A 25,684-nucleotide genomic window follows, 5' to 3' on the forward strand; every position below is an offset into this window, starting at 1 on the left:
TGGCCGACCTTGCGTACCCACCGTGCCACCCGCGTTCCCCAGGCCCACGTCCGAGGCCCCCCGACTCACCGGGCGCGCGACCCGACCTCGGGTACCGGACCGGGCGCGGCGGGCCCGACCGGCCGGCTCCGCGTGGCACACCCCGACCGACGGGAGAAGGGGCTGCCCCGGACCGTGACCGGTCCGGGGCAGCCCCTTCTCTACGCTCAGGCGCTCAGGGAGCGCCTTACGCTTCCTTCGACAGGTTCGGGCCGCCGCCCGCAGCCTGCTCGATCGGCGGGACGTCGGGCAGTGCCGACTTCTCCTCGCCACGGAACGAGAACTTCTTCTCGTCGCCCTCACCCTCCGTACCCACGACCACGATGTGACCGGGGCGCAGCTCGCCGAAGAGGATCTTCTCGGAGAGGATGTCCTCGATCTCGCGCTGGATCGTCCGGCGCAGCGGCCGGGCGCCCATCACGGGGTCGTAGCCCTTCTTCGCGAGGAGCGACTTGGCCTCGGCACTGAGCTCGATGCCCATGTCGCGGTCCTTCAGGCGCTCATCCACCTTGTCGATCATGAGATCGACGATCTGGATGATGTCTTCCTCGGTGAGCTGGTGGAAGACGACCGTGTCGTCGACACGGTTGAGGAACTCGGGCCGGAAGTGCTGCTTGAGCTCTTCGTTGACCTTGACCTTCATCCGCTCGTAGTTCGTCTTCACGTCGCCCTGGGCGGCGAAGCCCAGGTTGAAGCCCTTCGAGATGTCCCGGGTCCCGAGGTTGGTCGTCATGATGATGACCGTGTTCTTGAAGTCCACGACCCGGCCCTGTGAGTCGGTCAGGCGACCGTCCTCCAGAATCTGGAGCAGGGAATTGAAGATGTCGGGGTGGGCCTTCTCGACCTCGTCGAAGAGAACGACGGAGAACGGCTTGCGGCGCACCTTCTCGGTGAGCTGGCCACCCTCTTCGTAGCCCACGTAACCGGGGGGCGATCCGAAGAGGCGGGAGACCGTGTGCTTCTCGCTGAACTCCGACATGTCGAGGGAGATCAGCGCGTCCTCGTCACCGAAGAGGAATTCGGCGAGCGTCTTGGAGAGCTCCGTCTTACCGACACCGGACGGGCCGGCGAAGATGAACGAGCCACCGGGGCGCTTCGGGTCCTTCAGACCGGCCCGCGTACGGCGGATCGCCTGCGAGAGGGCCTTGATGGCGTCCTTCTGCCCGATGACGCGCTTGTGGAGCTCGTCCTCCATGCGCAGCAGACGCGAGGACTCCTCCTCCGTCAGCTTGAAGACCGGGATACCGGTGGCCGTGGCCAGGACTTCGGCGATGAGCTCGCCGTCGACCTCGGCGACGACGTCCATGTCGCCGGCCTTCCACTCCTTCTCCCGCTTGGCCTTCGCCGCCAGCAGCTGCTTCTCCTTGTCCCGGAGGGACGCCGCCTTCTCGAAGTCCTGGGAGTCGATCGCCGACTCCTTGTCGCGGCGGACACCCGCGATCTTCTCGTCGAACTCGCGGAGGTCCGGCGGCGCGGTCATCCGGCGGATGCGCATCCGGGAACCGGCCTCGTCGATCAGGTCGATCGCCTTGTCCGGCAGGAAGCGGTCCGAGATGTACCGGTCGGCCAGGGTCGCCGCCTGGACCAGTGCCTCGTCCGTGATGGAGACCCGGTGGTGGGCCTCGTAACGGTCGCGCAGACCCTTGAGGATCTCGATTGTGTGCGGAAGCGACGGCTCCGCGACCTGGATGGGCTGGAAGCGGCGCTCGAGAGCGGCGTCCTTCTCCAGGTGCTTGCGGTACTCGTCGAGCGTCGTGGCACCGATGGTCTGGAGCTCGCCTCGCGCCAGCATGGGCTTGAGGATGCTCGCCGCGTCGATCGCGCCCTCGGCGGCACCCGCACCCACCAGGGTGTGGAGCTCGTCGATGAACAGGATGATGTCGCCGCGGGTGCGGATCTCCTTGAGGACCTTCTTCAGGCGCTCCTCGAAGTCACCGCGGTAGCGGGAACCGGCGACGAGTGCGCCCAGGTCCAGCGTGTAGAGGTGCTTGTCCTTGAGCGTCTCGGGGACCTCGCCCTTGACGATGGCCTGGGCCAGGCCCTCGACGACCGCCGTCTTGCCGACACCGGGCTCGCCGATGAGGACAGGGTTGTTCTTCGTACGGCGGGAGAGCACCTGCATGACCCGCTCGATCTCCTTCTCGCGCCCGATGACCGGGTCGAGCTTGGACTCACGAGCGGCCTGGGTGAGATTCCGGCCGAACTGGTCGAGCACCAGGGACGTGGAGGGCGTGCCCTCGGCGGGGCCGCCGGCGGTGGCCGCCTCCTTGCCTCCCGAGTACCCGGAGAGCAGCTGGATGACCTGCTGCCGCACCCGGTTCAGGTCGGCGCCCAGCTTCACGAGGACCTGGGCGGCGACGCCCTCGCCCTCGCGGATCAGGCCGAGCAGGATGTGCTCCGTGCCGATGTAGTTGTGGCCGAGCTGAAGGGCCTCGCGGAGCGACAGCTCCAGGACCTTCTTCGCCCGGGGGGTGAAGGGGATGTGCCCGGACGGGGCCTGCTGGCCCTGGCCGATGATCTCCTCCACCTGCTGGCGGACCGCCTCGAGCGAAATCCCGAGGCTCTCCAGGGCCTTAGCGGCGACACCCTCACCCTCGTGGATCAGGCCCAGGAGGATGTGCTCGGTGCCGATGTAGTTGTGGTTGAGCATCCGGGCTTCTTCCTGAGCCAGGACGACAACCCGCCGCGCGCGGTCGGTGAACCTCTCGAACATCGTTAATCGCTCCTCAGAGCGGTCAGGCAGTAAGGGGTCGGTCCCCTCCCTGTCCTTCCGCAGCTTAGTCCCGCAAGCAGGGACCGCTCATTTCAACTGCCGACACCCGCGATGGCCTCCTGCCCCGAACGCCGACAACTGCTCCAACCCGATGGTGCGAGACGATGTTCCCGCAGGCCAGGCAGATAGCCCTTTCGCCAGTACGCCGATGGCGAACGTGAGACGTTTTGCCTGCGTGTCGCCCCTTCCCACTAGGGATGTCTTACCCGCACCCACCGACAGTCCATGCGGCGCACCCCCGTTCCCTCCGCTACGGGCGAACAACCTTGCGTCGGCGCACGCTCCTGTACGCCCCCGAGGCGGATACCCAGGGCGACAGGTCGACGACCTTGCGTAACCTCGCGAGCGGTGCGGCGGTTCACCCGACATGGCTCCCCTCGTCCCGCCTCCCCGCTCGTCGCCGGAATCCGACGACCGCGCGCAGTGGTACGCACGCGAACTCGACTGGGCCACCGCGAGCGGGCCTCCCGCGATGCTGCTGACGGGAGTGCGCTTCGACGTACTGGACCTGCCGGCGGAGGCCGGGCACGCGGCGCTGCGCCGCGTGGGGCGCACCGGCCCCGTGGCGTTGGACGGGCCACGGATGCGTCTCCTGGTGACCGTCGGCAGCGCCGACGAACTGCCCGGGCTGCTCGACTGGCTGGACTGGGGCGGCATCGCCCTCGACCTGACGGTCATCGGCGCGGGCGGGCACATGACAGCACCCGTGCCGCCCGGCGGTGCGGCAGCCCGGCCGGGGGCCGCGTTCTGGCTGCGGCCCCCCGCACCACGGCAGGAGGTGGAACCACTGCTCCCGGCCCTGGCCGGCCTCGGGAGCAGGGGTGGGGATGCTCCCGATCTCGTACAGCTGCTGGACGCGGCGGCCACGGAGTGCCACCGGGCCCGGCTGACGCGCGCCCGGACGCACCTGCCGGCCGATCGCGCGGCAGATCAGCCGTTGGCCTTCTCGTAAGCCTCACGGATCTCGGCCGGGACACGGCCGCGGTCATTCACATTGTGGCCGTTCTCGCGCGCCCACTTACGGATCTCCGCCGTGTCCTTGTTGCCGCCGGAAACCGCGCGGCCCTTGCCACGGCCGGTCGCCGCGCGGCCACCGGTGCGACGGCCACTCCTGGTGTACGGCTCGAGAAGACCACGGAGCTTGTCCGCGTTGGTCGTGGTGAGGTCGATCTCGTACGTCTTGCCGTCCAGGGCGAACGTCACGGTCTCGTCCGCCTCGCCACCGTCGAGGTCATCAACAAGAAGGACCTGAACCTTCTGTGCCACCGGATTTCCTTTCATCGAAAATGCAGTACGCGGAAAGGAAACCGCTTTTCCCCGGAAAACACAAACCCCCGGGAGAGGTTCGGGAGTGCAAGAACACGGGAAACATGCGCGATTCGGACATAGGGTTCGGGCACCTTCCACCCTTCACAGGTGCAGAAGCATCCGGCTGTTGCCCAAGGTGTTCGGCTTCACCCGTTCGAGACCGAGGAACTCCGCCACGCCCTCGTCATAGGAACGCAGCAGCTCGCTGTAGACATCTCCGTCGACGGGCGTCTCGCCGATCTCGGTGAAGCCGTGCTTCGCAAAGAAGTCGACTTCGAAGGTGAGACAGAAAACCCGCCGGACACCGAGCCAGCGCGCGGTCTGCAAGAGCTTGTCCAGAACCTGATGGCCGACTCCTGCCCCCTTCATGCCGTGGTCGACGGCGAGAGTGCGCACTTCGGCGAGGTCTTCCCACATCACGTGCAGGGCGCCGCAGCCGATGACCCGGGCGTCCTCGTCGCGTTCGGCGACCCAGAACTCCTGGATGTCCTCGTAAAGAGTGACCGTCGCTTTGTCGAGCAGGATGCCTTCGGAGACGTACCCGTCAAGGAGATCGCGGACGGACGCCACGTCGCTGGTCCTGGCCCGCCGTACAGTGATGGCGGGCCTTTTTACCGACGGGTCGGTATGAAAATCTGTATCCAGCTCGGTATCCGGCTCGGTTTGCGGCAGCTCTGAGGACATACCCAGACGCTATCGCCCGGCCTCCGGCGGCGTCCCATCGGCCGGAGGACCCTCGTGGGGCGAGTCCGGAGACGGTTCCGGGAAGGTGGGTGCGACGATGCGCATCGCGTCCTGGAGAGCCTCCCGCTGCTCGGCCGACATCATGCCGAAGAAGGCGACCAGCGCGGCAGCCGGGTTGTCACTGCGCGACCACGCTTCGTTCATCAGTGCGGCGGAGTACGCGGCACGGGTGGAGACAGCCGTATATCGATATGCCCGGCCGTCCACTTCCCGGCGGACCCAGCCCTTCTGATGGAGATTGTCCATTACCGTCATGACGGTCGTGTACGCGATGGAACGCTCCCGCTGAAGGTCCTCCAGGACTTCGCGCACGGTGACCGGACGGTTCCATTGCCAGACCCGTGTCATCACGGCGTCTTCCAGCTCTCCCAATTGGCGCGGCACAGCGTCACCTCGGTGCTAGATGTCTGGAATGAGGCATTTTCGGGACGACAAAAGGGCGCACGGCTCCGAGGAGCCGTGCGCCCTTCGTGCGTGGATCCGGTTCAGGCACCCTCGGGCCGCGGCGCCTGCTGCGCCGATTCCGCACGGGCGAACGCCGCGTCCACGGCGGCGTCCTCCTTGGCCTTGTTCGGGCCACCCTGGCTCTTGATGATCGTCACGACGAGACCGATGAAGAAGGCGGCCATCACCACGGGCGGCACGAGCGCGGATACGTAGTCCATGCCGTCCAGGGTAGCGAGTCCGGCATTCCGGTCCCGCCCGGCACCCCTACGACACGGCGCGCTCCTCGGGCCGGGGCGGGGGCGAGGGGCGGCGGGGCGGAAAGACCTCGGACGGCTTGGGCATCGGACGCTCACCCGGGGCAGCCGGGCGTCCCGGGGCCGCAGGCCTCGCCGGCTCCTTGGGACGTTCGGGCTCCTTGGCCGCCGCGAGGCCGCCAGGAAGGGCCAGCAGCCGGCTGCGCGGCGCGGGCGCCGTCGCCGGAACGGCGCGGCCGGCGAGGCGTGCGCGCACCGAGCGTTCCGCGAGCACCTGGCAGCGCTCCAGGAGCGCTGCGGCGACCGGTCCGGCACGCAGGGCGCGCAGGGCCGCGAGGTCGTCGGGGCGGGGGTCGTAGCCGGCGGCGAGGGCGTCCTGGAGGAGCTCCAGATAGCCACTGAGCGATCCGGGGAGCGCTTCGCGGTAGCGGGCGAGGTCGGCGAGGAGGAAGGCGCGCAGCCGTCCCGCTTCGCTCACCACCTCGTCCACCGCGCCCGCGAGCCGCAGGCAGTCCTGGACATCCTCTTCCGGCAGGGGCGTGGGGTGGAGGGCGTTGGCGAGAGCGCGTCGGAGCACCCGCAGCTCGTCCGCGCCGAACGCCATGCCGCCGCGTGATCCGTAGGGCGTGGGCATGACGCGACAATACGTGCTAAATGGACAAATCCGCTTAACTGGCTACTCGGCGGCGCGCCGTTCCGCACCGCGCCGCCGAGTCGTTCCCGCAGGTGACCGCGGGCTGTTCCTACCTCCGGGCGATGTTGCGCTCGTACACCAGGCGCAGGCCGATGAGCGTCAGCCAGGGCTCGTGCTCGTCGATGACGGAGGACTCACCCAACACCATCGGAGCAAGGCCCCCGGTCGCGATGACGGTGACCTCGTCGGGGTCGGCCGCCAGCTCCTTCTTCATGCGCTCGACCACGCCGTCGATCTGCCCCGCGAAGCCATACACGATGCCGGACTGCATGGCCTCGACGGTGTTCTTCCCGATCACGCTGCGCGGCCTGGCGAGCTCGATCTTGCGGAGCTGGGCGCCCTTCACCCCGAGCGCCTCGACCGAGATCTCGATCCCGGGCGCGATCACCCCGCCCGTGTACTCGCCGCGGGCCGACACCGCGTCGAACGTGGTGGCCGTGCCGAGGTCCACGACGATGGCCGGACCGCCGTAGAGCTCGACGGCTGCCACCGCGTTGATGATGCGGTCCGCGCCGACCTCCTTCGGGTTGTCCGTCAGGACCGGCACGCCCGTCTTGACGCCCGGCTCCACGAGGACGGCGGGGACGTCGCCGTAGTAGCGGCGGGTGACCTCGCGGAGCTCGTGCAGCACGGCGGGGACGGTCGAGCAGATGGCGATGCCCTCGATGCCGTCACCGAGCTCCACCCCGAGCAGCGGATGCATGCCCATCAGGCCCTGGAGGAGCACCGCCAGCTCGTCGGCGGTGCGGCGGGAGTCGGTGGAGATCCGCCAGTGCTCGACGATCTCCTCACCGTCGAACAGGCCGAGGACCGTGTGCGAGTTGCCGACGTCGATGGTGAGCAGCATCAGGCGTCGGCCCCGTCGGTCGGGGCCGGGGCGTCGCGGAAGTCCAGGCCGATGTCGAGGATCGGCGAGGAGTGCGTGAGCGCGCCGACGGCCAGGTAGTCGACGCCCGCCTCGGCGTACGCCCGGGCGGAGTCGAGGCTCAGCCGGCCGGAGGACTCCAGCACCGCGCGGCCGCCGACGAGCGCGACCGCCTCCGCCGTCCCGGTCGGGGTGAAGTTGTCCAGCAGGATCAGGTCGGCCCCCGCGTCGAGCACCTCGCGGACCTGCTCCAGGGTGTCGACCTCGACCTCGACCGGCAGCTCCGGGAACGCCTCCCTGACCCGCTTGAACGCCTCGGCGACCCCGCCCGCCGCGATCACGTGGTTGTCCTTGACCAGAGCCGCGTCCACGAGCGACATGCGGTGGTTGACACCCCCGCCGCAGCGCACCGCGTACTTCTCCAGGGCGCGCAGCCCCGGAGTGGTCTTACGGGTGTCGCGGACCTTGGCCTTCGTGCCGTCGAGCACGTCCGCCCAGGCCCGGGTCGCGGTCGCGATCCCGGAGAGCCTGCAGAGCAGGTTCAGGGCGCTGCGCTCGCCGGTGAGGAGGTCGCGGGTGCGGGTGGTGACGGTGAGCAGCTTCTGGCCGGCGACGACCCGGTCGCCGTCCTCGACGTGGCGCTCGACCTCGAACTCGTCCGTGCAGACGATGGACAGCACGGCCTCGGCCACGCGCAGGCCCGCCACGACGCCGTTCTCGCGGGCGGTGAAGTCACCCGTGGCGACGGCGTCCTCGGCGACGGTCGCGACGGTGGTGACGTCGACCCCGCCGTCCAGATCCTCCTCGATCGCGACGTGGGCGATGTCCTCGACCTGGACGGGGTCCAGCCCGGCCTCGGCCAGGAGCTGGGCCAGGGCGGGATCCAGCCCGCACTCCAGCCCGTCCGGGTCGTAGCCGTCGCCGCAACCGCACCCGTCGCCGCAGCCGCCGGACTCGGCGGGTGCGCCGATGTGGATCAACGGTACGTCCACGGGGGTGGGGCGCGGGTTCTCTTCGGGCGTGCTCACGGTTACTGCTCCTCTGGGACGTCGGCGGGGTGGTGCCGGAGGCTGCTGGGTCCTGCGAAGTCTGCTGAGTTCCCGGGCTCCACGGGCGGGAACGCCGCATCCCGGGTCCGGCGGACGACCGGCCGCAGGTCCGGAGCGAGGCGGACGACGAGGTGACGGCGCCATCCCTCGTCGTCGCGGTCGGGCCGGTCCTCGCGCCAGTGGCAGCCGCGGGTCTCCTCGCGCTCCCGGGCGGCGGCGACCAGGACCCGCGAGACGAGGAGGAGGTTGGTGGCCTCCCACGCCTCCACGCCGGGTACGGCGTCCTTGGCGGCGTCCTCCCCGGCACCGGGGACGGCGGCCGTCCGCTGGAGCACCTCCAGTTCCTCGGCCGCGGCGGCCAGGCCGTCCGCCGAGCGGATGACTCCGGCGCCCCTGGTCATGATCCGCTGGATGCGGGTCCGGGTCTCCGCGGTGAGCAGCGGGACCGTCTCCGCGGTGGCGTCGGGCGCCTCGGCCGGCAGGGGCCGGTCCCGGGGTCCGCCGGCCACGATGTCAGCCGCGATGCGCTCGGCGAAGACGAGCCCTTCCAGCAGGGAGTTGGACGCCAGCCGGTTGGCGCCGTGCACGCCCGTGCAGGCGACCTCCCCGCAGGCGTACAGGCCGGGGACGGTCGTACGGCCCCTGAGGTCGGTGCGGATGCCTCCCGAGGCGTAGTGCGCGGCGGGGGCCACGGGGATCGGCTCCGTGACCGGGTCGATGCCGTGGGAGCGGCATGCGGCCAGGATCGTCGGGAAGCGCTCCTCCCACATCGCGGCACCGAAGTGACGCGCGTCGAGGTACATGTGCTCGGCGCCGAGCAGGTGCATCTGGCGGGTGATGGCCTTCGCCACGATGTCACGGGGGGCGAGCTCCGCCAGCTCGTGCCGGCCCAGCATGAAGCGGGTGCCGGAGGCGTCGACGAGATGGGCGCCCTCGCCGCGTACCGCCTCCGACACCAGGGGCTGCTGGCCCTCGGAGCCGGCGCCGAGGAAGAGGACCGTCGGGTGGAACTGGACGAACTCGAGGTCGGAGACCTCCGCTCCCGCGCGGAGCGCGAGGGCCACCCCGTCGCCCGTGGAGACCGGCGGGTTGGTCGTGGCGGAGAAGACCTGGCCCATGCCCCCGGTGGCCAGGACCACCGCCGGGGCGCGGACCGCGCCGACACCGTCGTGCTGGCCCTCGCCCATGACGTGCAGGGTGACACCGGCCGTACGGCCTTCGGCGTCGGTGAGCAGGTCGAGGACGAGGGCGTTCTCGACGGTGTGCAGGGCGGCGGAGCGGACGGCCTCGACCAGGGCGCGGGAGATCTCCGCGCCGGTCGCGTCTCCGCCCGCGTGCGCGATGCGGCGTCGGTGGTGGCCGCCCTCGCGGGTCAGGGCGATGGCACCGGAGTCCGTGGTGTCGAAGTGCGCGCCGGTCTCGATCAGCCGGCGGACGGCGCCGGGTCCCTCGGTGACGAGGGTGCGCACGGCCGTCTCGTCGCACAGTCCCGCCCCGGCGACGAGGGTGTCGTCCAGGTGCTGCTCGGGGGTGTCGCCCTCACCGAGCGCCGCGGCGATGCCGCCCTGTGCCCAGCGGGTCGAGCCGTCGTCGAGGCGCGCCTTGGTGACGACCACGGTGGCGAGGCCCGCGGCGGCGCAGCGCAGCGCGGTGGTGAGACCGGCAACGCCGGAGCCGACCACGACGACGTCCGCGTCGATGGCCCAGCCCGGGGCAGGGGCGGTCAGCCGTATTCCGGTCACGTGAGGGCTCCGAGGGTCAGCGGGATGTTGTCGATCAGGCGGGTGGCGCCCACCCGGGCCGCGACGGCGAGGACCGCCTCCCCACCGTCGCGGCCGTCGGGGATCTCGGTGAAGTCCGACGGGTCCACGAGCGCGAGGTAGTCGAGGGCGAGCGGCACCGCTTCCCGGGCCGCCTCGTCGAGCACGGCCTGTGCGGCGGCGCGCACGTCGGCGGGTCCCACGGCGGGCCTGGCCTGCGCCACCGCCTGCGAGTCGGCGGCCGCACGGGCCTCCCCGATCCGGTGGAGGGCGGCGGCCCTGCCCTGGCGCCCCGGAACGGCCGTGGCCCGCGCGTGCAGCGCCTGCTGGGCCGCCAGCCGGTCGCGGGCCGCGAAGAGGGCCCGGGACAGGGCGAGCGCCGTGCGGCGTTCGCCGGCGGAGAGGAACCTGTTGCGGCTGGACAGCGCCAGGCCGTCCGGGTCACGGACCGTCGGTACGGCGACGATGTCGACGCCGAAGTCGAGGTCGCGGACCATGCGGCGGATCAGTGCCAGCTGCTGGGCGTCCTTCTGGCCGTAGAACGCGGCGTCGGGCCGGGTGAGGTGGAGGAGCTTGGCGACCACGGTGAGCATGCCGTCGAAGTGCCCGGGCCTCGACGCGCCCTCCAGCCGCTCGCCCATCGGGCCGGCGGTGATCCTGACCTGGGGTTCGCCGCCGGGGTAGACCTCGTCGGCACCGGGGGCGAAGACCGCGTCGGCACCCGCCTCGGAGGCGACGGCGAGGTCGGCCTCGATGGTGCGGGGATAGCGGTCGAGGTCGGCGGCCTCACCGAACTGGAGCGGGTTGACGAAGACGGTGACGACGACCTGTCCGCCGGGGCCGACGGCGGCGCGCGCCGTGCGGATCAGGGTGGCGTGGCCGTCGTGGAGCGCGCCCATCGTCATGACGACGGCGCGCTGCGCGCCGGCGGGCCGGCGGAGCGCGTGCAGCTCACCGATGGTGCGCAGCAGGGTGGCGGGTGCGGTGGTCATCGGTTCTCCCCCGGACCGGCCTCGCCGGTTCCGTGTGTTCCGTCGGTGCCGTTCCCCGCGGCGGCGCGGTCGGAGAGGACGTCGAGGAGGTCCTCCGCCGACTCCGGCTTGAGCAGGCCGAGGGCCAGGGCCCGGTCGGCTGTGGTGCGGGCCATGGCGAGGTAGCCGGCCACCGCCTGCGGGGCGTGGGCGCGCAGCTCGTGTATGTGCGCGGCCACCGTGCCGGCGTCGCCCCGGGCGACCGGGCCGGTCAGCGCCGCGTCACCGGAGCGCAGGGCGTTGTCGAGCGCCGCGCCGAGCAGCGGTCCGAGCATCCGGTCGGGCGCGGCCACGCCCGCCTTTCCCAGCAGCTCCAGGGACTGGGCGACCAGGGTGACCAGGTGGTTGGCGCCGAGGGCGAGCGCCGCGTGGTAGAGCGGACGGGACTCCTCCGCGACCCATTCGGGTTCGCCGCCCATCTCGATGACGAGGGCTTCGGCGGCGAGCCTGAGCTCCTCGGGCGCGGTGACCCCGAAGGAGCAGCCGGCCAGCCGCTGGACGTCGACGGAGCTGCCGGTGAAGGTCATCGCCGGATGCAGCGCGAGCGGGAGGGCCCCGGCCCGCAGGGCGGGGTCGAGGACCCGGGTCCCGTACCGCCCCGAGGTGTGCACGATCAGCTGGCCCGGCCGGACGGCACCCGTCTCGGCGAGGCCCTCGACCAGGCCGGGCAGAGCGTCGTCGGGAACGGTCAGCAACACGAGCTCGGCGCGGGCGAGGACGTCGGCCGGGGTGACCAGGGGCACGTCGGGGAGGAGCGCGGCGGCCCGGCGCCGGGACGCGTCGGAGACGCCCGACACCGCGACGGGGCGGTGCCCGGCGAGCTGCAGCGAGGCGGCGAGGGCGGGGCCGACCCGGCCCGCGCCGACGACGCCGACGGTGAGGCGGGCGGGGCGGTCCCTCGCGTCGAGGGGTTCCTTGGAAACTGATGCGTTCACGCGGCGGTGGCCTTCCGTTCCAGTCCGCGGGGGGTACCGGACGATTCCTCTGCATGCTACGCCAGCGCGTCCCGGCACCCCCGGCCGTCCACAGCCTGTGGGTAACTTCCGGGGCCGGGAAACGGGATGGGGAACGGCGGCGGCAGGCGCGATGATCGTCCCATGACAGTCACCGATGAGCAGAAGCAGCGGAACCGCAGGCTGGCCGCGTGGCAGCGGTCCACGAGGACGCTGGCCCGCACGTCGGCCGACCACACACTGGGCGAGCGGCTGGCCGCGCTGGCCGCCGACGCGGGCGCGGTCCACGACCTGAGCGGGTGGACGGACGTGTACGGCGACGGGGTCGTCGCCGAGCTGGAGCGGCGGACGGCGCAGCTGCTCGGGATGGAGGCCGCGGCCTTCTTCCCGACGGGCACGATGGCCCAGCAGGTGGCGCTGCGCTGCTGGGCGGGGCGCACGGGCAGCCCCGTCGTCGCCCTGCATCCGCTCTCCCACCCGGAGGTGCACGAGCGGGGCGCGCTCGCCTCGGTGAGCGGGCTGCGCACGGTGCATCCGACGTCCGAACCGCGGTTGCCCACGGCGGAGGAGATCCACGGCTTCCCCGAGCCGTTCGGCACGCTGATGCTCGAGCTGCCGCTGCGCGACGCGGGCTTCGTCCTGCCCTCCTGGGAGGAGCTGGAAGCGGTCGTGGCCGCCGCACGGGAGCGGGACGCGGTGGTACACCTGGACGGAGCCAGACTGTGGGAGTGCGGACCGCACCTCGGGCGCGGGCTGCCGGAGATCGCGGCCCTCGCCGACAGTGTGTACGTCTCGTTCTACAAGTCCCTGGACGGGCTGTCCGGGGCGGTGCTCGCGGGCCCCGAAGCACTGGTCGACGAGGCGCGGACGTGGCGCCACCGGTACGGCGGTCAGGTCTTCCAGCAGTACCCGGCGGCGCTCTCCGCGCTGCTGGGCCTGGAGCGGGAGCTGCCGAGGCTGCCGTCGTACGTGGCGCACGCGAAGGTGGTGGCGGGGGCACTCGCGGAGGCCTTCGCCGAGTCCTCCGTACCCTGGTCCCGGGTGCACCCGGACCCCCCGCACACGCACCAGTTCCAGGTGTGGCTGCCGTACGGGGCCGAGGTGCTGGACGAGGCGTCGGTGCGGCAGGCCGAGGAGACGGGTGTGGCGCTCTTCCGGCGGTGGTTCGCCGGGCCGCCCGGCATCTCCTTCACGGAGGTCACCGTGGCGGGGCCGGGACTGGAGTGGACGGCGCAGGACGTCCGGGCCGCGGTGGCGGACTTCGTGCGACTGCTGGACTGAGGGCTGTCCCGGGATTCGGCCTTACGGCCTGGCGTGGGGCTGGGGCCGTCCCTGCCCCGCGTCCGGGCCGGGCTGCGGGCCGCCCTGCGCTGCTTCACCCAGGGTTCGGCCCTGCCCATGCCGGGCTCGGGTGCGGCCAGGCCCCCCGCCAGGCCCGTCCCTGTTACCGCGTCCGGGCTCAGGTGCGGCCCTGCCCGCGTCCGGGCCCGGGTTCTTCCCCGTACAGGATCGTCGGCGCCGCCCGCCTTCGGCCGGCCCCGGCTGCGGCGCTCCTCGCGCCCGGGCTGCCCCGGAGTCGGTGCCCCGCCCGCTCCCGGGCGGTCCCCGGTTCAGCCGGCGCCGCCCGCGCCTTCGGTCCAGGCACGGAATCTCCTGCGCAGTTCGCGCAGGACGTCCCAGTCGTGGCGGCCGGGCAGCGGGGGCGGCACCTCGCCGTGCCGCACGGCGCGGTAGCTGTCGAGCATGTGCTGCTGAACGATGTCCATGGGCCCAGCGTGAACCCGTCCGCACCGGCCGGCCCGTGGATTGACGGCCGCCGTCAAATGGCGGCGGGCCCCGCTCGGCCAGGCCCCACTATGGAGGGGTGAGCGTGCATATCGACATCGCCGGCCTGCCCCCCGAGCGCATCGTTTTCGAGATCTCGCCCCTCGCCGAGCTGGGGCTGGCTCTGCACGCGCTCTCCGAGCCGGGGCACCATCCGGGCCTGCACGGCTGGGCCACCGCGACGGCCGCCGCTCTGGAGCCGGACCTGGCGGACCGGCTGCACGAGGCGGAGTTCCTCTGGCGGAACACCTTCTCCGACGTCTTCATGCCGTTCGCCGGTGTCCGCGGCGGGGACGGCAGGACCGGCTCCACCCTCGCCGAGGACCTGGACATCCTCGACAAGCTCGACGACGAGCGGTTCGTCTCCGCGGCTCTGGAGTTCACCTGCGCGAGCCAGTACGGAGCCGGAGGGCCGTCCCCCCTCACCGACGCCGGCATGCGCGCCCGCGCGCTGGACCTGGCCGCTGCCAGAGGCCCCAAGCAGACGGAGTTCACCCGGGAGCTGCTCAGCGACCCCGCCGCCGTACGGGGATGGGTCCGCCGTCTCTTCGAGGACTGTGACCAGGCCTTCTTCGCCGCCACCTGGCAGCGCGTCCAGGTCCAGCTGGCCGCCGACGCCCGCCACAAGACCGAGGTACTGCGGCGCAAGGGCGTCGCCGCGGCGATGAACGCCGTGTCGGCGGCCCTCTCCCTGGACGAGGACGCGGGCAGGATCTGCGTCGACAAGCTGACCGTCGGCCGCGCCGACGCCTCCGGCTCCGCGGCGGGCACCGGGCTCACGCTCGTCCCGACCAGCTTCGGGTGGCCCCATCTGATGGTGCTGCACGCCCCTGGGTGGCGGCCGGTGATCCACTACCCGGTGCACGCGCCCGAGCTGCCCTCCCCCGCCTCCGTCGAACTGCTCCAGCTGCGGATGGAGGCCCTGGCCCATCCGATGCGGATGCGCCTCTGCCGCAACCTGGCCCGCTCCCCGTACACCACGGGGGAGCTCGCCGACTCGCACGGCATCACCCCACCCGAGGTCTCCCGCCACCTCGCGGTACTCAAGAAGGCCGGCCTGGTGACCACCCGGCGGCGCGGCCGGTACGTCCTGCACGCGCTGGACCTGACCGTGGTGGCCCGCCTGGGCAGCGACTTCCTGGAGGGCGTCCTGCGCTGAGCGCCGGTGGGCCCGGTCGAACCGGATGGGCCAGGTGCCCGTCCAGAAGCGGCACAAACCAGTGCCGCAGCAGGCGGCTCGGACCGGGACCGACGTGCTCGGGACCGCGCACCACGCTGTCGGGCAGCCGCCGCCCCCGTCCCTGCACCGTCTGCGTCCTGCCGCCGAAGCGCCCGCCGGCCCGGCTCGGGGCTCCCGCCCTCAGCCCGGCTGACCGCCCGCCCGGACCAGGCCGGTCTCGTACGCGAGCACCACGACCTGTACGCGGTCGCGCAGAGCCAGTTTGGTGAGGATGCGGCCGACGTGCGTCTTCACGGTCGCCTCCGACAGCACCAGGCGGGCGGCGATCTCGCCGTTGGACAGGCCCTGGGCGACCAGCATCATGACCTCGCGCTCGCGCTCGGTCAGCTTGCCGACATGCTTGTGCTGCGGCTCCTTGCCGCTGCTGGGCAGCATCGGGGAGAACCTGTCGAGCAGCCGGCGGGTGGTGGACGGGGCGACGACGGCATCGCCGCTGTGCACGGAACGGATGGCGGAGAGCAGCTCGCCGGGCGGCACGTCCTTGAGCATGAAACCGCTGGCGCCCGCCTTCAGCCCCGAGAACGCGTACTCGTCGAGGTCGAACGTGGTCAGGATCAGCACCTTGGGCGGATCGGGCTGCGCGCAGATGCGCCGGGTCGCCTCGACGCCGTCCAGCCGGGGCATGCGGACATCCATCAGCACCACGTCGACGGTGGTGGCCCGCAGGACCTCGATCGCCTCCGCCCCGTCGCCCGCCTCCGCGACGACCTCCATGTCCGGCTGGGCGGCGAGCACCATCCGGAAGCCGGTGCGCAGCAGCACCTGGTCGTCGACGAGCATCACGCGGATCGCCATGAGGGGTCCTGTCCTTCTGTCACTGGCATGGTCACTGGCCGGCCGCCTTGAGCGGGAGAAGCGCGCTGATCCGGAAACCGCCGCCCGGGCGGGGCCCCGCGTCGAGCGTGCCGCCGACCATGCCGACCCGCTCCCGCATGCCGATCATTCCCTGTCCCGCGCCGTCGGCCCCACCGTCCACGTAGAGCTCGTGCGCGGCGCCCCGGCCGTCGTCCTCGACCAGCAACCCGAGTCCGTCGTCGAAGTAGACGAGCCGTACGCTCGCCCCGGCATCCGGACCCCCGTGCTTACGGGTGTTGGTCAGGGCCTCCTGGACGATGCGGTACGCGGTCAGCTCGACCCCGCTGGGCAGCGGGCGCGGGGTTCCCTCGATCTTGAAGTCCACCTCGAGGCCGGTCCGCCTGACCTGGCCCACCAGGTCCTCGATCTGCTGCACGTCGGGCTGGGGCACGTACTCCCCGCTCTCCTGGGTGTCGCCGGTCCGCAGCACCCCGAGAAGCCGGCGCATCTCGGCGAGCGCCTGGCGGCCGGTGACGGAGATCGTCTCCAGCGCCTGCCGGGCCTGATCGGGAGAATTGTCCATGACGTAGGCGGCGCCGTCCGCCTGGACGACCATCACCGAGACGTTGTGGGCGACGACGTCGTGCAGCTCGCGGGCGATCCGTGCGCGCTCGGCGGCCACGGCGACCTTCGACTGGGCCTCCCGCTCGCGCTCCAGCCGGGCGGCGCGCTCCTCCAGCTGGCTGAAGTAGGCGCGTCTGGTGCGTATCGAGTCGCCGAGCACCCAGGCCAGGACGAACGGCCCGGTCATGACGACGACGATGAACACGGACTGCGGCCAGCTGTTCGACGGGGTCTCCTGCGGCCAGCGCAGCATGGACAGTCCGGCCGCGACCAGGCTGCAACCCAGGGCGAGCCGGGAGGCCCAGCGCTCCCCGACGGTGGCCACGGTGTACGTGATCACCAGCAGGGCGAAGTCCGCCGGATTCGGCCGGACGCCGAACACCAGCTGAGCGGCGCCCATCAGTATCGCCAGGAGCAGCATCCGCTCGGGCGCGCGGCGGCGCAGCGCGACCACGGCGCACAGGCCGACGGCGATGGGCACGGCTGCCACGCGTTCCCGGCCACCACCGGTCTGGCCCTGCACGATGGACACGCCGGAGATCCCGAGGAGGACGACAGCCCAGAAGGTGTCGACGCCCGTCGGGTGTCTGCGGATGAAATCGTAAAGGCGCTGCACGTTACCCAGCGTAGGGACAGCTGATCGGTGCCCGGGTCAGCCGAAGGGCCGATCCGGGTCCTGGGACCGTACTCCCCAAGGTGGAGACTTGCCTACGTGACGTATGACTGGTGCGGCTGGCGGGAAGCGGCGGAGACCGCCTTGTACGGGCAAAAGGGCTTCTACCGGCGGCCCGAAGGTCCTGCGGGGCATTTCCGCACCTCGGTGCACGCCTCCCCGCTGTTCGCCGCGGCAGTCGCGCGACTGCTGGTCAGGACGGCCGGTCTGCTCGGGACCGACGCGGTCGACCTGGTGGACGTCGGAGCGGGCCGGGGTGAGCTGCTGACCGGAGTCCTGGCGGCGCTCCGGGAGCGGCCCGCCGCCCAGGGGCTCGCCGTGCGGGCGTACGCCGTGGAGCTCGCGCCCCGCCCCCCGGGGCTGGATCCGGGCATCGAGTGGTGTACCGAGCCGCCCCGGGGTGCGCGGGGCCTGCTGTTCGCCAACGAGTGGCTGGACAACGTCCCCACCGACATCGCCGAGGCGGACGGGGACGGGGTCGCCCGTTACGTGCTCGTCCGGCGGGCGGACGGCGAGGAACGGCTGGGCGATCCGGTGACCGGCGCGGACGCGCGGTGGCTCGACCGCTGGTGGCCGCTGTCGCGGCCGGGTGAGCGGGCGGAGATCGGCCGGCCGCGCGACGAGGCGTGGGCGCGGGTCGTCGGCTCGCTCAGCGGCGGGGTCGCGGTCGCCGTGGACTACGCCCATGTGGGAGGAGCCCGGCCGCCGTTCGGGACACTGACCGGGTTCCGGGCGGGGCGCGAGGTGCGCCCCGTGCCCGACGGGAGCTGCGACCTCACCTCGCACGTGGCACTGGACGCCTGCGCGGCGGCGGCCGGCGGGGAGGCGGAACTCCTGGACCAGCGGGCCGCGCTGCGGGAGCTGGGGGTCAACGGCGAACGGCCGCCCCTCTCGCGGGCGTCGTCCGACCCGGCCGGCTATGTACGGGCCCTCGCCTCGGCGGGCGAGGCGGCCGAACTCACAGCGCGCGGCGGGCTCGGGGACTTCGGCTGGCTCCGGCACCGGGTGACGCCGGGCTCCGCCGCCTGACCGCGGACCCGACGAGGGATACTGTCCCGCATGACGGAGACGACGGTCGGCATCGGCGGCGCGGCAGAGAGCACCGACATGGTGCTCAACATCGGTCCGCAGCACCCCTCCACGCACGGGGTGCTCCGGCTCCGGCTCGTACTCGACGGCGAGCGCATCCAGCACGCGGAACCGGTCATCGGCTACATGCACCGCGGCGCCGAGAAGCTCTTCGAGGCCCGGGACTACCGGCAGATCATCATGCTGGCCAACCGCCACGACTGGCTGTCGGCCTTCTCCAACGAGCTCGGGGTCGTCATGGCCGTCGAGCGCATGCTCGGCATGGAGGTCCCGGAGCGCGCCGTGTGGACGAGGACGCTGCTGGCGGAGCTGAACCGGGTACTGAACCACCTCATGTTCCTCGGCTCCTACCCTCTCGAACTCGGCGGGATCACACCGGTGTTCTACGCGTTCCGGGAGCGCGAGGAGTTGCAGGCCGTGATGGAGGAGGTCTCCGGCGGCCGGATGCACTACATGTTCAACCGGGTCGGCGGCCTCAAGGAGGACCTGCCCGCAGGCTGGCTCGGCCGGGCCAGGGACGCCGTGGCCTCCGTGCGCTCCCGCATGGACGTCTACGACCGGCTCGTCCTCGGCAACGAGATCTTCCGGGGCCGCACCCGCGGGGTGGGTGTCCTGTCCGCCGAAGCCGTTCATGCCTACGGGGTGTCCGGGCCGATCGCCCGCGCCTCGGGCGTCGACTTCGACCTGCGGCGCGACGAGCCCTATCTGGCGTACGGGGAGCTGCGGGACACCCTGAAGGTCGTCACCCGGACCGAGGGTGACTGCCTGGCCCGCTTCGAATGCCTGCTGGAACAGACGCACAACGCGCTGGACCTGGCCGACGCCTGCCTGGACCGGATGGCCGGCCTCGCGCCCGGGCCCATCAACCAGCGACTGCCCAAGGTCCTCAAGGCCCCGGAGGGCCACACCTACGCCTGGACCGAGAACCCGCTCGGCATCAACGGCTACTACCTGGTCTCCACGGGCGAGAAGACCCCCTACCGGCTGAAGCTGCGCTCCGCCTCGTACAACAACATCCAGGCGCTCACCGAGCTCCTGCCCGGCACCCTGGTCGCCGACATGGTCGCGATCCTGGGGTCGCTCTTCTTCGTCGTCGGGGACATCGACAAGTAACCGCGCCCCTCGGCCACGGCGGTCACGAGATCGCGCTGCGCAGCCGTACGACGTCCAGCTGTTCGGTCTCGTCGTGCGCGGTCAGGTCGATGACCTTGCCGACGGCACGGTTCTCGGCAGCGCCCGTACGGTGCGCCGCCAGCGCCTCCTGGCCCACCACGTCCGCGAGGTCCTCGTTCTGCACGGACTCGAGCTCGGCGGTGTTCGCCTTCTGGGTGCCGAAGAAGTCGAAGCTCCCCTGCGGGACGACGTGGCGGCGCGCGGCGGCGTACGGGACGACGGCCGAGGCCGCCGGAACGGCGCGGGGCACGCGCACGGGTGCGGGCGACGGCTGAAGTGCGGGGAGGGCCGCGGCGGGACGGCGGTGCTGGTGGTCACCCGCTCCGGCGACCGCCGCGTGCTTCCCCCTCGGGCCCTCGCCCTCCGGGTCCCGATCAGCGGCCCGCTCCAGGTCCCGCTCCCTGGCCGGTTCGGCCGTGCGGCGCGCCTCCTGGAGGGCTGCGTTGCGCGTCAGGTCCTGGAGGGCCTGCGCGGCCCGTAGGTAGGCGTCGGGTGTGGGTGTGGAGCGTGCGGCGGGCAGCTCGCGCGGTGCGGACGCTTCGATGGCGAGCTGCCTGCGGCCCTCCAGAGCGCTGGCCCGCTCGGTCTCGGCGTTGGCGTAGCGGCGCAGCAGGGCGGCGTGCTCACCCCGGAGACCGGCGAGCTCCACGCGCTTGCGGCGCAGCTTCGTCTCCAGCCGGGTGCGCAGGGCCCGTGACTCCTCGAGATCGGACTCGAGCTCGGCTATGCGCTCCTCGGCCTTCCACTCGTCACCGGCCCTCGCCCGGGTCAGTTCCGCGACGCGTAGCCCCGCGGCACGGTCCCAGCTGCGCATCAGGTACGCGCCGGAGAGCGCGACGGCGGCGGTGGCCGCCACGAGTCCGCGCAGGGGCACGGGGTCCGCGAGGAGCCAGGCTCCGGCGGCACAGACGACCGACACCCCGGCCACCACGGTGGGCGGCAGGATTTTGTGAAGGGGTGGCGAATGGCGGTGGCGTCCACGTGGCATGGCCCGAAATTTACCGTGCTCGCCGGTCAGTTGGGAGACCGCCCGGCAATCTGTTCCCGGGCGGTTACTCAGGACCCGCACAGTGGATCATGCTGAACCCCCCGCACGGCACCGCACCTCTGTCCGGCCGGACCCGGTCGAAAGCCCTTCACGGTCTCGCGGAAGGCACTTCGCCGCGCTCTTCTACTTCTTGATCAGCCCCTTGGACCGCAGATAATTCCTGGCCGCGTCGGCGGGCTTGACGCGCTCGGCGTCGACCTTGAGGTTGAGTTCCGCGAGGTCCTCGGTGGTGAGTACGTCGGTGAGCTTCCCGAGCGCCGCGGCGATCTCCGGAGAACCCGCGTCCTCGGCATTGAGTACAGGCAGGACGTTGTCGGCGTTCTGCAGCTTCTTGTCGTCCTCCAGGAACACCAGCCCGTAGGTGTCCAGCACCGCGTCCGTGGTGGTCGTGAGGACCAACTGGTCCTTCCCGTCCTTGACCGCCTGCTTGGACTGGGGTGTTCCGACACCCTTGGGGTCGATGCCGGTGACGTCGATTCCGTACGTCTTCTTCAGGCCCGGGGCGCAGAAGGGGCGCACCTCGCACTCGTCACCCGCCGCGATCCTCACCTTCAGCTTCGACCGGCCGAGGTCGGAAAGCGTCTTGAGGTCGTTCTTCGAGGCGAATTCCCCGCTCACCGCGAAGGCGTTCTGGTCGACCGCCTTGCCGGCCGGGAGGACCTTCAGACCGAGCGGCGTCGCGAGCTTCTCCAGCGCCGCCACGGTGGCCGCGGCGTCACCGGAGGCGACCGGCGCGGCTTCCGCCTTCTTCACCCCGTTGACCTTGGCGTTGAGGAATTCGGCGAGGGTCGCCGCGTATTCGGGGACGACGTCTATCTCGCCCTTCTCCAGCGAGGGTTCGTACAGTTCACGGTTCTTCACCGTGGTGACCGAGGTGCTGTATCCGGTGTCGCCCAGGAGCTGGGCGTACAGCTCGGCGAGCACCTTGGACTCGGTGAAGGCCGCGGCTCCCACCACCAGCGAACCCTTCGCGGAGCCGGCGCCCGCGCCGGTGTCCGGGCCGCCCTTCTTGTTCTCCAGGCTGTCGCCGCCGCAGGCGGCGAGCGAACCCGCCAGCGCGACCACCGCGACGACCGCACCCGCTGTGCGCGAGATCCTGCTCATGATGTTCTCCGTCCGCGAGAAAAAAAGTGTGTGCACGTCGAAAGCCCGGTCCTCATGCGGACCGGCGGCGCCCGGGCGCCAGCAGCCGGTCCAGCGCCACGAGCACGCCCTCGACCACCAGGGCCAGCAGGGCGACCAGGACGGCTCCCGCGAAGACCTGGGCCGTGTCATAGGTGTTGAATCCGGCGGTGATGATCCGGCCGAGGCCGCCGAGGCCGACCATCGCCGCGATCGAGGCCGTGGCGACGACCTGGACGGCGGCGGAACGCAGACCGGTCATGATCATCGGGTAGGCCAGTGGGAGCTCGACCCGCAGGAAGAGCTGCCCGCCCGACATCCCCATACCCCGTGCGGCCTCCACCACCGGCCTGTCCACCTCCGTCATCCCGACGTAGGCGTTGGTCAGCAGCGGTGGCACGGCGAACAGCACCAGCGCGATGACTGTGGGCAGATAACCGGAGTTACGCAGGGGGGTCATCATGAAGAGCGCCAGTACCGCGAAGACGGGGACGGCCCGCCCCACATTGGAGATGTTGACCGCGAGCGCACCCCCCTTGCCGATGTGTCCGAGGTACAGGGCGAGCGGCAGCGCGAGGGCGCAGGCAGCCCCGAGAGCGACGCCGCTGACGAAGAGGTGCTCGCCGAGCCGGTGCGTGGCGCCGTCGTCCCCGGTCCAGTTGGCCCCGGTGACGAGCCAGGTCCAGGCGTCCCCGATGATCCCCACGGTCTAGCCCGCCTCCGTCTTCGCGATGCCCGTCGGCACGGCGGATATCCGTATCCGGGTCCAGGGCGTGAGCAGGTGCTGCAGACCGAGCAGCAGCAGATCCGCCACCACCGCGAGCAGCACGCAGAGCACGGACGCGGTGAGCACCTGGGCCTTGAAGAAGCTGGGCAGCGCGTCCTCGATGAGATTGCCGAGACCGCCCTTCCCGACGAGGGAGCCGACCGTGGTCAGTGCGACCGTCGAGACCGTGGCGATCCGAAGTCCGGCCATCAGGGCGGGCAGGGCCAGCGGGAGTTCGACTTCCCAGAGCAGCCTGCCGGGACCGTACCCCATGCCTTGCGCGGCTTCCCTGGCCTCCTGGGGGATCGCTTGGAGGCCCGCCAGGATGTTCCGCACGAGAATGGTCAGTGAATAGAGCACGAGACCGGTGACGACCAGCGCGGCGGAGAGTCCGAAGAGCGGCAGCAGGAGCGAGAACATCGCCAGCGACGGCACGGTGTAGAGCACGGTGGTCAGGCCCAGCACCGGTCCTGCGAAATGCCGTCCGCGGCGTGCGAGCAGCGCGAGCGGAAAGGCGACCGCGAGCCCGATCAGCACCGAAAGCGCCGTGATCCAGATGTGCTGGACCGTCGCATCGGTCAGCTCCTGGCTCCGGGAGCGCAGATATTCTCCGCAGATCCAGTCGTTCGCCACCAGGCAGTTCCGCTCGGCCATCCGCCCCTCACCCCCCGTTCACCGCGGCCGCTCCGCAGCGGATCCGATCACCGGTGACCCTATCCTCGACCACTGACAATCGCCGAGGCTGTCGTATTCCGGCAACACGTCCTTCACAGAACCCGCGTCACAATGGGGAACCATGATCCGTTTCGAGCACGTCACCAAGCGGTACGCGGACGGCACGACCGCCGTCGACGGCCTTTCCTTCGAGGTCGCCGAGGGGGAACTGGTCACGCTCGTCGGACCTTCCGGCTGCGGCAAGACGACCACCATGAAGATGGTGAACCGTCTGATCGAACCGACCGAGGGCCGGATATCGCTCGCCGGGGACGACATATCCTCCATCGACCCCGTCCGACTCCGGCGCCGTATCGGCTATGTGATCCAGCAGGTGGGACTCTTCCCGCACCGGACCGTGCTGGAGAACACGGCGACGGTGCCCCATCTCCTGGGCTGGAAAAGGGCGAAGGGCCGCGCGCGCGCCGCCGAACTGCTCGACCTGGTCGGACTGGATCCCTCCGTTTATGGCGACCGCTATCCGGAACAGCTCTCCGGCGGTCAGCGCCAACGGGTGGGTGTGGCGCGGGCGCTGGCAGCGGATCCTCCTGTCCTGCTGATGGACGAGCCTTTCGGCGCGGTCGACCCCGTCGTCCGCGAAAAGCTTCAGAACGAATTCCTGAGACTGCAGGCACAGGTCCGCAAGACGGTGCTGTTCGTCACGCACGACATCGAGGAGGCCGTCCGGCTCGGTGACCGCATCGCCGTGTACGGGCAGGGCCGCATCGAGCAGTTCGACTCGCCCGCCACCGTGCTCGGTGCGCCCGCGACACCGTACGTCGCGGACTTCGTCGGGGCCGACCGCGGCCTCAAGCGGCTCTCCGTCACGCCCATCGAGGAGAGCGACCTGGACCAGCCGCCGGTCGTGCACCTCGACGACCCCCTGCCACGGGCGACCGAGCGGCTGCGGGCCGAGGGGGCCCGCTGGGCGGTGGTGCTGGACGGCGAGGACAACCTGCACGGCTGGATACCCGCAGGCGGCGGGCCGGCGGCGGCCGGGGGAACGGTTCGCGAACACGCCCGTCGGATGGAGGCCTGGCTCCCGCTCGGCGCCCCGCTCAAGCAGGCCTTCGCCACGATGCTCCAGCACGACGCGGGATGGATCGCCGTCATCGACGAGGGGAGCGCCGGTCGCTTCCTCGGCGTCCTCACTCCGGCACGCCTCCACGAGGCCCTGCGCCGCTCGATCGACGCGGACGCGCAGGACGTCCCACGGGCGGAGGTCGCCGTCGAGACGGTCACGAAGGTCGACTCACGCTGAGCGGGGTGGGCGCCTCCCGGGGCACCGGCGAGGCGGGGGCGGCCTCGGGGCAGGGGCAACCTTGAAGCAGGGGCCACCTCGAAGCAGGCCGCCGGCGGGCCCGGAACCGTACCGCGCCGCCCCCGCGTTCAGCCCCCGCGTTCAGCGCCCGGGTTCAGCGCCCGGGTTCAGCGCCCGGGTTCAGCGCCCGCTGAGCCTGCCGCTCATCCACTCAAGCGCCGGAGGGATCTCCCGCCGCCAGGTGTTGAAGTTGTGCCCGCCGCTGTCGAGCACGATCGAGGACACCCTGGCGGGGGCCTTCACCCGGGCGATGAACTCCCGGGTCGCCCCGAGGTTCCCCTCACCCTGGCGGGACGTCGTGACAAGGAACGACGAGGCGGCCGCCGGCGGCCGGTGCGCCAGGGTCCACAGCAGGTCCGCCCGACGGCGCGCAGCCCGGTCACCGTGGAACAGGTCGCCGGTCGTCGGGTCCTCGGCCGCCTTGTAGTAGGCCGAGAGCCCGGCGCTCGCCGCGAATCCGTCCGGGTGGTGCATCCCGATCTTCAGTGCGCAGTAGCCGCCGGTCGAGTTTCCGATGATCCCCCAGTTCGCGGCGCGGCTGCCGACCCGGTAGGTCCGCGAGACCGCCTGGGGCAGGTCCCGCGCGAGGAAGGTCTCGGTCCGGGGACCGCCCGGGACGTCCACGCACTCGGTGTCCCGGGGCGGCGCCACCGTCGGCCTCAGCATCACCAGGATCATCGGCTGCGCCCTTCCCGCCTTCACCAGGTCGTGCACGGTCTGCGGATAGCGCAGCCCCTTGAAGAGGTTCTCGGCCGTCCCCGGGTAGCCGGTGAGCACGACGACCGCGGGGAAGCCGCGCCCGGCGTTGGCCGGCTGGAAGTACTCCGGCGGCAGGTAGACGTAGGCGGCGCTGTCGATCCCGGACGTGCGGCCCGAGACGACGACCTTGTCGATCCGGCCGCCGACCTCGGGTCTCCCGCCCCCCGGCACGTCCGGCCGCACGCTGCCGATCCGGGCCGTCGTGCTCCCGGGTGCGCCGATGTCCGTCCCGTGGTCGACGACCGTGCCCAGTTCCTGCTGCCGCCCGAACAGGTCGGCCCAGGAGCCGTAGAACAGGAAGGAGTTGTTGGCCATCAGGCCGACCGCGACGAAGAGCGTCAGCTGGGTCGCCAGCAGGAGGCCGACCCGGCCCGCCACCGCGCGGGCGGTACGGGCGGCCAGCCGGGGCCAGAGACGGATCGTGACGGCGAACAGCGTGACGGCCACGGCTGCCGCGACGGCCAGAACAGCGTTGCTGGTGAGACCCATGAGTACAGATGAGCTTTCTGTGCGTGAAATTTCCGCAAAGAGGATGAACCCACTTCGCGGAAGCTTCGTCCTAGAGGTCGCACATCGTCCGTAGGGGCTTCGGCCGACGGACTCAGGAATCTCTCGCGGA

General features: G+C 71.5%; 25 protein-coding genes. 6 read left to right on the forward strand and 19 right to left on the reverse strand.

Features of this window, described 5'->3' with window-relative positions:
- Nucleotides 1-226: 226 nt before the first annotated feature.
- A complete protein-coding gene (locus ACH4VO_RS23985) occupies nt 227-2,752 on the reverse strand; it encodes an ATP-dependent Clp protease ATP-binding subunit (RefSeq protein ID WP_069171966.1) in 2,526 nt (841 codons plus the stop codon).
- A gap of 427 nt (nt 2,753-3,179) precedes the next feature.
- Here ACH4VO_RS23985 and ACH4VO_RS23990 point away from each other — a divergent pair, with 427 nt between their 5' ends.
- Nucleotides 3,180-3,764, forward strand: a complete 585-nt coding sequence (locus ACH4VO_RS23990; RefSeq protein WP_360991096.1) for an SCO3374 family protein — start codon at nt 3,180-3,182, stop codon at nt 3,762-3,764.
- Here ACH4VO_RS23990 and ACH4VO_RS23995 read toward each other — a convergent pair.
- The 10 genes from ACH4VO_RS23995 to ACH4VO_RS24040 form a co-directional block, all read right to left on the reverse strand.
- Nucleotides 3,743-4,078, reverse strand: a complete 336-nt coding sequence (locus ACH4VO_RS23995) for an Lsr2 family protein (protein ID WP_069171964.1) — start codon at nt 4,076-4,078, stop codon at nt 3,743-3,745. The genes ACH4VO_RS23990 and ACH4VO_RS23995 overlap by 22 nt on opposite strands.
- A gap of 144 nt (nt 4,079-4,222) precedes the next feature.
- Nucleotides 4,223-4,804 carry an amino-acid N-acetyltransferase gene (locus ACH4VO_RS24000; protein WP_360991099.1) on the reverse strand — a complete coding sequence of 194 codons (582 nt, stop codon included), beginning with the start codon at nt 4,802-4,804 and terminating at the stop codon, nt 4,223-4,225.
- A 9-nt stretch (nt 4,805-4,813) separates the two neighbouring features.
- The gene (locus ACH4VO_RS24005; protein ID WP_360991102.1) at nt 4,814-5,248 is read right to left on the reverse strand and encodes a BlaI/MecI/CopY family transcriptional regulator; all 435 of its coding nucleotides are present in this window, start codon (nt 5,246-5,248) and stop codon (nt 4,814-4,816) included.
- A gap of 101 nt (nt 5,249-5,349) precedes the next feature.
- Nucleotides 5,350-5,529 (reverse strand): hypothetical protein, encoded by a 180-nt coding sequence (locus tag ACH4VO_RS24010; RefSeq protein ID WP_360991105.1) that lies wholly within the window; start codon nt 5,527-5,529, stop codon nt 5,350-5,352.
- A 46-nt stretch (nt 5,530-5,575) separates the two neighbouring features.
- On the reverse strand, nt 5,576-6,169 hold the full coding sequence (locus ACH4VO_RS24015; RefSeq protein ID WP_360991464.1) for a hypothetical protein: 594 nt from the start codon (nt 6,167-6,169) through the stop codon (nt 5,576-5,578).
- A gap of 139 nt (nt 6,170-6,308) precedes the next feature.
- Entirely contained in the window at nt 6,309-7,106 is a 798-nt protein-coding gene (locus ACH4VO_RS24020; protein WP_360991107.1) for a type III pantothenate kinase, read from the reverse strand.
- Entirely contained in the window at nt 7,106-8,152 is a 1,047-nt protein-coding gene (nadC, locus tag ACH4VO_RS24025; protein ID WP_360991110.1) for a carboxylating nicotinate-nucleotide diphosphorylase, read from the reverse strand. The genes ACH4VO_RS24020 and nadC overlap by 1 nt, the downstream gene beginning before the upstream one ends.
- Before the next feature lie 2 nt (nt 8,153-8,154).
- A complete protein-coding gene (locus ACH4VO_RS24030; protein WP_360991113.1) occupies nt 8,155-9,915 on the reverse strand; it encodes an L-aspartate oxidase in 1,761 nt (586 codons plus the stop codon).
- Entirely contained in the window at nt 9,912-10,925 is a 1,014-nt protein-coding gene (gene panC, locus ACH4VO_RS24035; protein WP_360991115.1) for a pantoate--beta-alanine ligase, read from the reverse strand. The genes ACH4VO_RS24030 and panC overlap by 4 nt, the downstream gene beginning before the upstream one ends.
- A complete protein-coding gene (locus ACH4VO_RS24040) occupies nt 10,922-11,899 on the reverse strand; it encodes a DUF2520 domain-containing protein (protein ID WP_360991118.1) in 978 nt (325 codons plus the stop codon). The genes panC and ACH4VO_RS24040 overlap by 4 nt, the downstream gene beginning before the upstream one ends.
- A 162-nt stretch (nt 11,900-12,061) precedes the next feature.
- Between ACH4VO_RS24040 and ACH4VO_RS24045 the strand changes: the two genes are divergently transcribed.
- On the forward strand, nt 12,062-13,198 hold the full coding sequence (locus tag ACH4VO_RS24045; protein ID WP_360991121.1) for a beta-eliminating lyase-related protein: 1,137 nt from the start codon (nt 12,062-12,064) through the stop codon (nt 13,196-13,198).
- Between the two features lie 329 nt (nt 13,199-13,527).
- On the opposite strand, the gene ACH4VO_RS24050 is transcribed toward ACH4VO_RS24045, so the two are convergent.
- Nucleotides 13,528-13,683 (reverse strand): hypothetical protein, encoded by a 156-nt coding sequence (locus ACH4VO_RS24050; protein ID WP_360991124.1) that lies wholly within the window; start codon nt 13,681-13,683, stop codon nt 13,528-13,530.
- Nucleotides 13,684-13,787: 104 nt separating this feature from the next.
- Between ACH4VO_RS24050 and ACH4VO_RS24055 the strand changes: the two genes are divergently transcribed.
- Entirely contained in the window at nt 13,788-14,900 is a 1,113-nt protein-coding gene (locus ACH4VO_RS24055; RefSeq protein ID WP_360991466.1) for a DUF5937 family protein, read from the forward strand.
- 201 nt (nt 14,901-15,101) lie between these two features.
- Here the strand turns inward: ACH4VO_RS24055 and ACH4VO_RS24060 are convergent, their stop codons facing one another.
- A complete protein-coding gene (locus tag ACH4VO_RS24060) occupies nt 15,102-15,776 on the reverse strand; it encodes a response regulator transcription factor (RefSeq protein ID WP_360991126.1) in 675 nt (224 codons plus the stop codon).
- Nucleotides 15,777-15,807: 31 nt separating this feature from the next.
- Nucleotides 15,808-17,016, reverse strand: coding sequence for a sensor histidine kinase (locus ACH4VO_RS24065; protein WP_360991129.1), 1,209 nt, complete (start codon nt 17,014-17,016; stop codon nt 15,808-15,810).
- Between the two features lie 96 nt (nt 17,017-17,112).
- Between ACH4VO_RS24065 and ACH4VO_RS24070 the strand changes: the two genes are divergently transcribed.
- Nucleotides 17,113-18,102: an SAM-dependent methyltransferase gene (locus ACH4VO_RS24070; RefSeq protein ID WP_360991131.1), complete on the forward strand. Its 990-nt coding sequence runs from the start codon at nt 17,113-17,115 to the stop codon at nt 18,100-18,102.
- Between the two features lie 30 nt (nt 18,103-18,132).
- Entirely contained in the window at nt 18,133-19,275 is a 1,143-nt protein-coding gene (locus ACH4VO_RS24075) for an NADH-quinone oxidoreductase subunit D (protein WP_360991134.1), read from the forward strand.
- 22 nt (nt 19,276-19,297) lie between these two features.
- Here ACH4VO_RS24075 and ACH4VO_RS24080 read toward each other — a convergent pair whose 3' ends face one another.
- From ACH4VO_RS24080 to ACH4VO_RS24095, 4 genes are all read right to left on the reverse strand, one after another.
- Complete coding sequence (locus tag ACH4VO_RS24080) at nt 19,298-20,323, reverse strand: hypothetical protein (RefSeq protein WP_360991137.1); 1,026 nt, start codon at nt 20,321-20,323, stop codon at nt 19,298-19,300.
- Between the two features lie 183 nt (nt 20,324-20,506).
- Complete coding sequence (locus ACH4VO_RS24085; RefSeq protein WP_360991140.1) at nt 20,507-21,487, reverse strand: ABC transporter substrate-binding protein; 981 nt, start codon at nt 21,485-21,487, stop codon at nt 20,507-20,509.
- A 52-nt stretch (nt 21,488-21,539) separates the two neighbouring features.
- Nucleotides 21,540-22,211 (reverse strand): ABC transporter permease, encoded by a 672-nt coding sequence (locus ACH4VO_RS24090; RefSeq protein ID WP_360991143.1) that lies wholly within the window; start codon nt 22,209-22,211, stop codon nt 21,540-21,542.
- Nucleotides 22,212-22,214: 3 nt separating this feature from the next.
- Nucleotides 22,215-22,925 carry an ABC transporter permease gene (locus ACH4VO_RS24095; RefSeq protein ID WP_360991146.1) on the reverse strand — a complete coding sequence of 237 codons (711 nt, stop codon included), beginning with the start codon at nt 22,923-22,925 and terminating at the stop codon, nt 22,215-22,217.
- Nucleotides 22,926-23,067: 142 nt separating this feature from the next.
- Between ACH4VO_RS24095 and ACH4VO_RS24100 the strand changes: the two genes are divergently transcribed.
- On the forward strand, nt 23,068-24,246 hold the full coding sequence (locus ACH4VO_RS24100) for a betaine/proline/choline family ABC transporter ATP-binding protein (protein ID WP_360991149.1): 1,179 nt from the start codon (nt 23,068-23,070) through the stop codon (nt 24,244-24,246).
- Between the two features lie 180 nt (nt 24,247-24,426).
- Here ACH4VO_RS24100 and ACH4VO_RS24105 read toward each other — a convergent pair whose 3' ends face one another.
- On the reverse strand, nt 24,427-25,554 hold the full coding sequence (locus ACH4VO_RS24105) for an alpha/beta hydrolase-fold protein (RefSeq protein WP_360991152.1): 1,128 nt from the start codon (nt 25,552-25,554) through the stop codon (nt 24,427-24,429).
- Between the last annotated feature and the right edge of the window lie 130 nt (nt 25,555-25,684).

It is taken from the genome of Streptomyces sp. NPDC020780, from assembly GCF_044334475.1.
GTDB lineage: Bacteria > Actinomycetota > Actinomycetes > Streptomycetales > Streptomycetaceae > Streptomyces.

Bases quoted from the DNA above. Each gene is read 5' to 3' on its own strand.
- panC (WP_360991115.1), bottom strand. From the start codon at position 10,925: ATGACCACCGCACCCGCCACCCTGCTGCGCACCATCGGTGAGCTGCAC.
- ACH4VO_RS23990 (WP_360991096.1), top strand. From the start codon at position 3,180: ATGGCTCCCCTCGTCCCGCCTCCCCGCTCGTCGCCGGAATCCGACGAC.
- ACH4VO_RS24100 (WP_360991149.1), top strand. From the start codon at position 23,068: ATGATCCGTTTCGAGCACGTCACCAAGCGGTACGCGGACGGCACGACC.
- ACH4VO_RS24045 (WP_360991121.1), top strand. From the start codon at position 12,062: ATGACAGTCACCGATGAGCAGAAGCAGCGGAACCGCAGGCTGGCCGCG.
- ACH4VO_RS24010 (WP_360991105.1), bottom strand. From the start codon at position 5,529: ATGGACTACGTATCCGCGCTCGTGCCGCCCGTGGTGATGGCCGCCTTC.
- ACH4VO_RS23985 (WP_069171966.1), bottom strand. From the start codon at position 2,752: ATGTTCGAGAGGTTCACCGACCGCGCGCGGCGGGTTGTCGTCCTGGCT.
- ACH4VO_RS24015 (WP_360991464.1), bottom strand. From the start codon at position 6,169: ATGGCGTTCGGCGCGGACGAGCTGCGGGTGCTCCGACGCGCTCTCGCC.
- ACH4VO_RS24020 (WP_360991107.1), bottom strand. From the start codon at position 7,106: ATGCTGCTCACCATCGACGTCGGCAACTCGCACACGGTCCTCGGCCTG.
- ACH4VO_RS24060 (WP_360991126.1), bottom strand. From the start codon at position 15,776: ATGGCGATCCGCGTGATGCTCGTCGACGACCAGGTGCTGCTGCGCACC.
- ACH4VO_RS24095 (WP_360991146.1), bottom strand. From the start codon at position 22,925: ATGGCCGAGCGGAACTGCCTGGTGGCGAACGACTGGATCTGCGGAGAA.
- ACH4VO_RS24000 (WP_360991099.1), bottom strand. From the start codon at position 4,804: ATGTCCTCAGAGCTGCCGCAAACCGAGCCGGATACCGAGCTGGATACA.
- ACH4VO_RS24050 (WP_360991124.1), bottom strand. From the start codon at position 13,683: ATGGACATCGTTCAGCAGCACATGCTCGACAGCTACCGCGCCGTGCGG.
- ACH4VO_RS24085 (WP_360991140.1), bottom strand. From the start codon at position 21,487: ATGAGCAGGATCTCGCGCACAGCGGGTGCGGTCGTCGCGGTGGTCGCG.
- ACH4VO_RS24080 (WP_360991137.1), bottom strand. From the start codon at position 20,323: ATGCCACGTGGACGCCACCGCCATTCGCCACCCCTTCACAAAATCCTG.
- ACH4VO_RS24075 (WP_360991134.1), top strand. From the start codon at position 18,133: ATGACGGAGACGACGGTCGGCATCGGCGGCGCGGCAGAGAGCACCGAC.
- ACH4VO_RS24105 (WP_360991152.1), bottom strand. From the start codon at position 25,554: ATGGGTCTCACCAGCAACGCTGTTCTGGCCGTCGCGGCAGCCGTGGCC.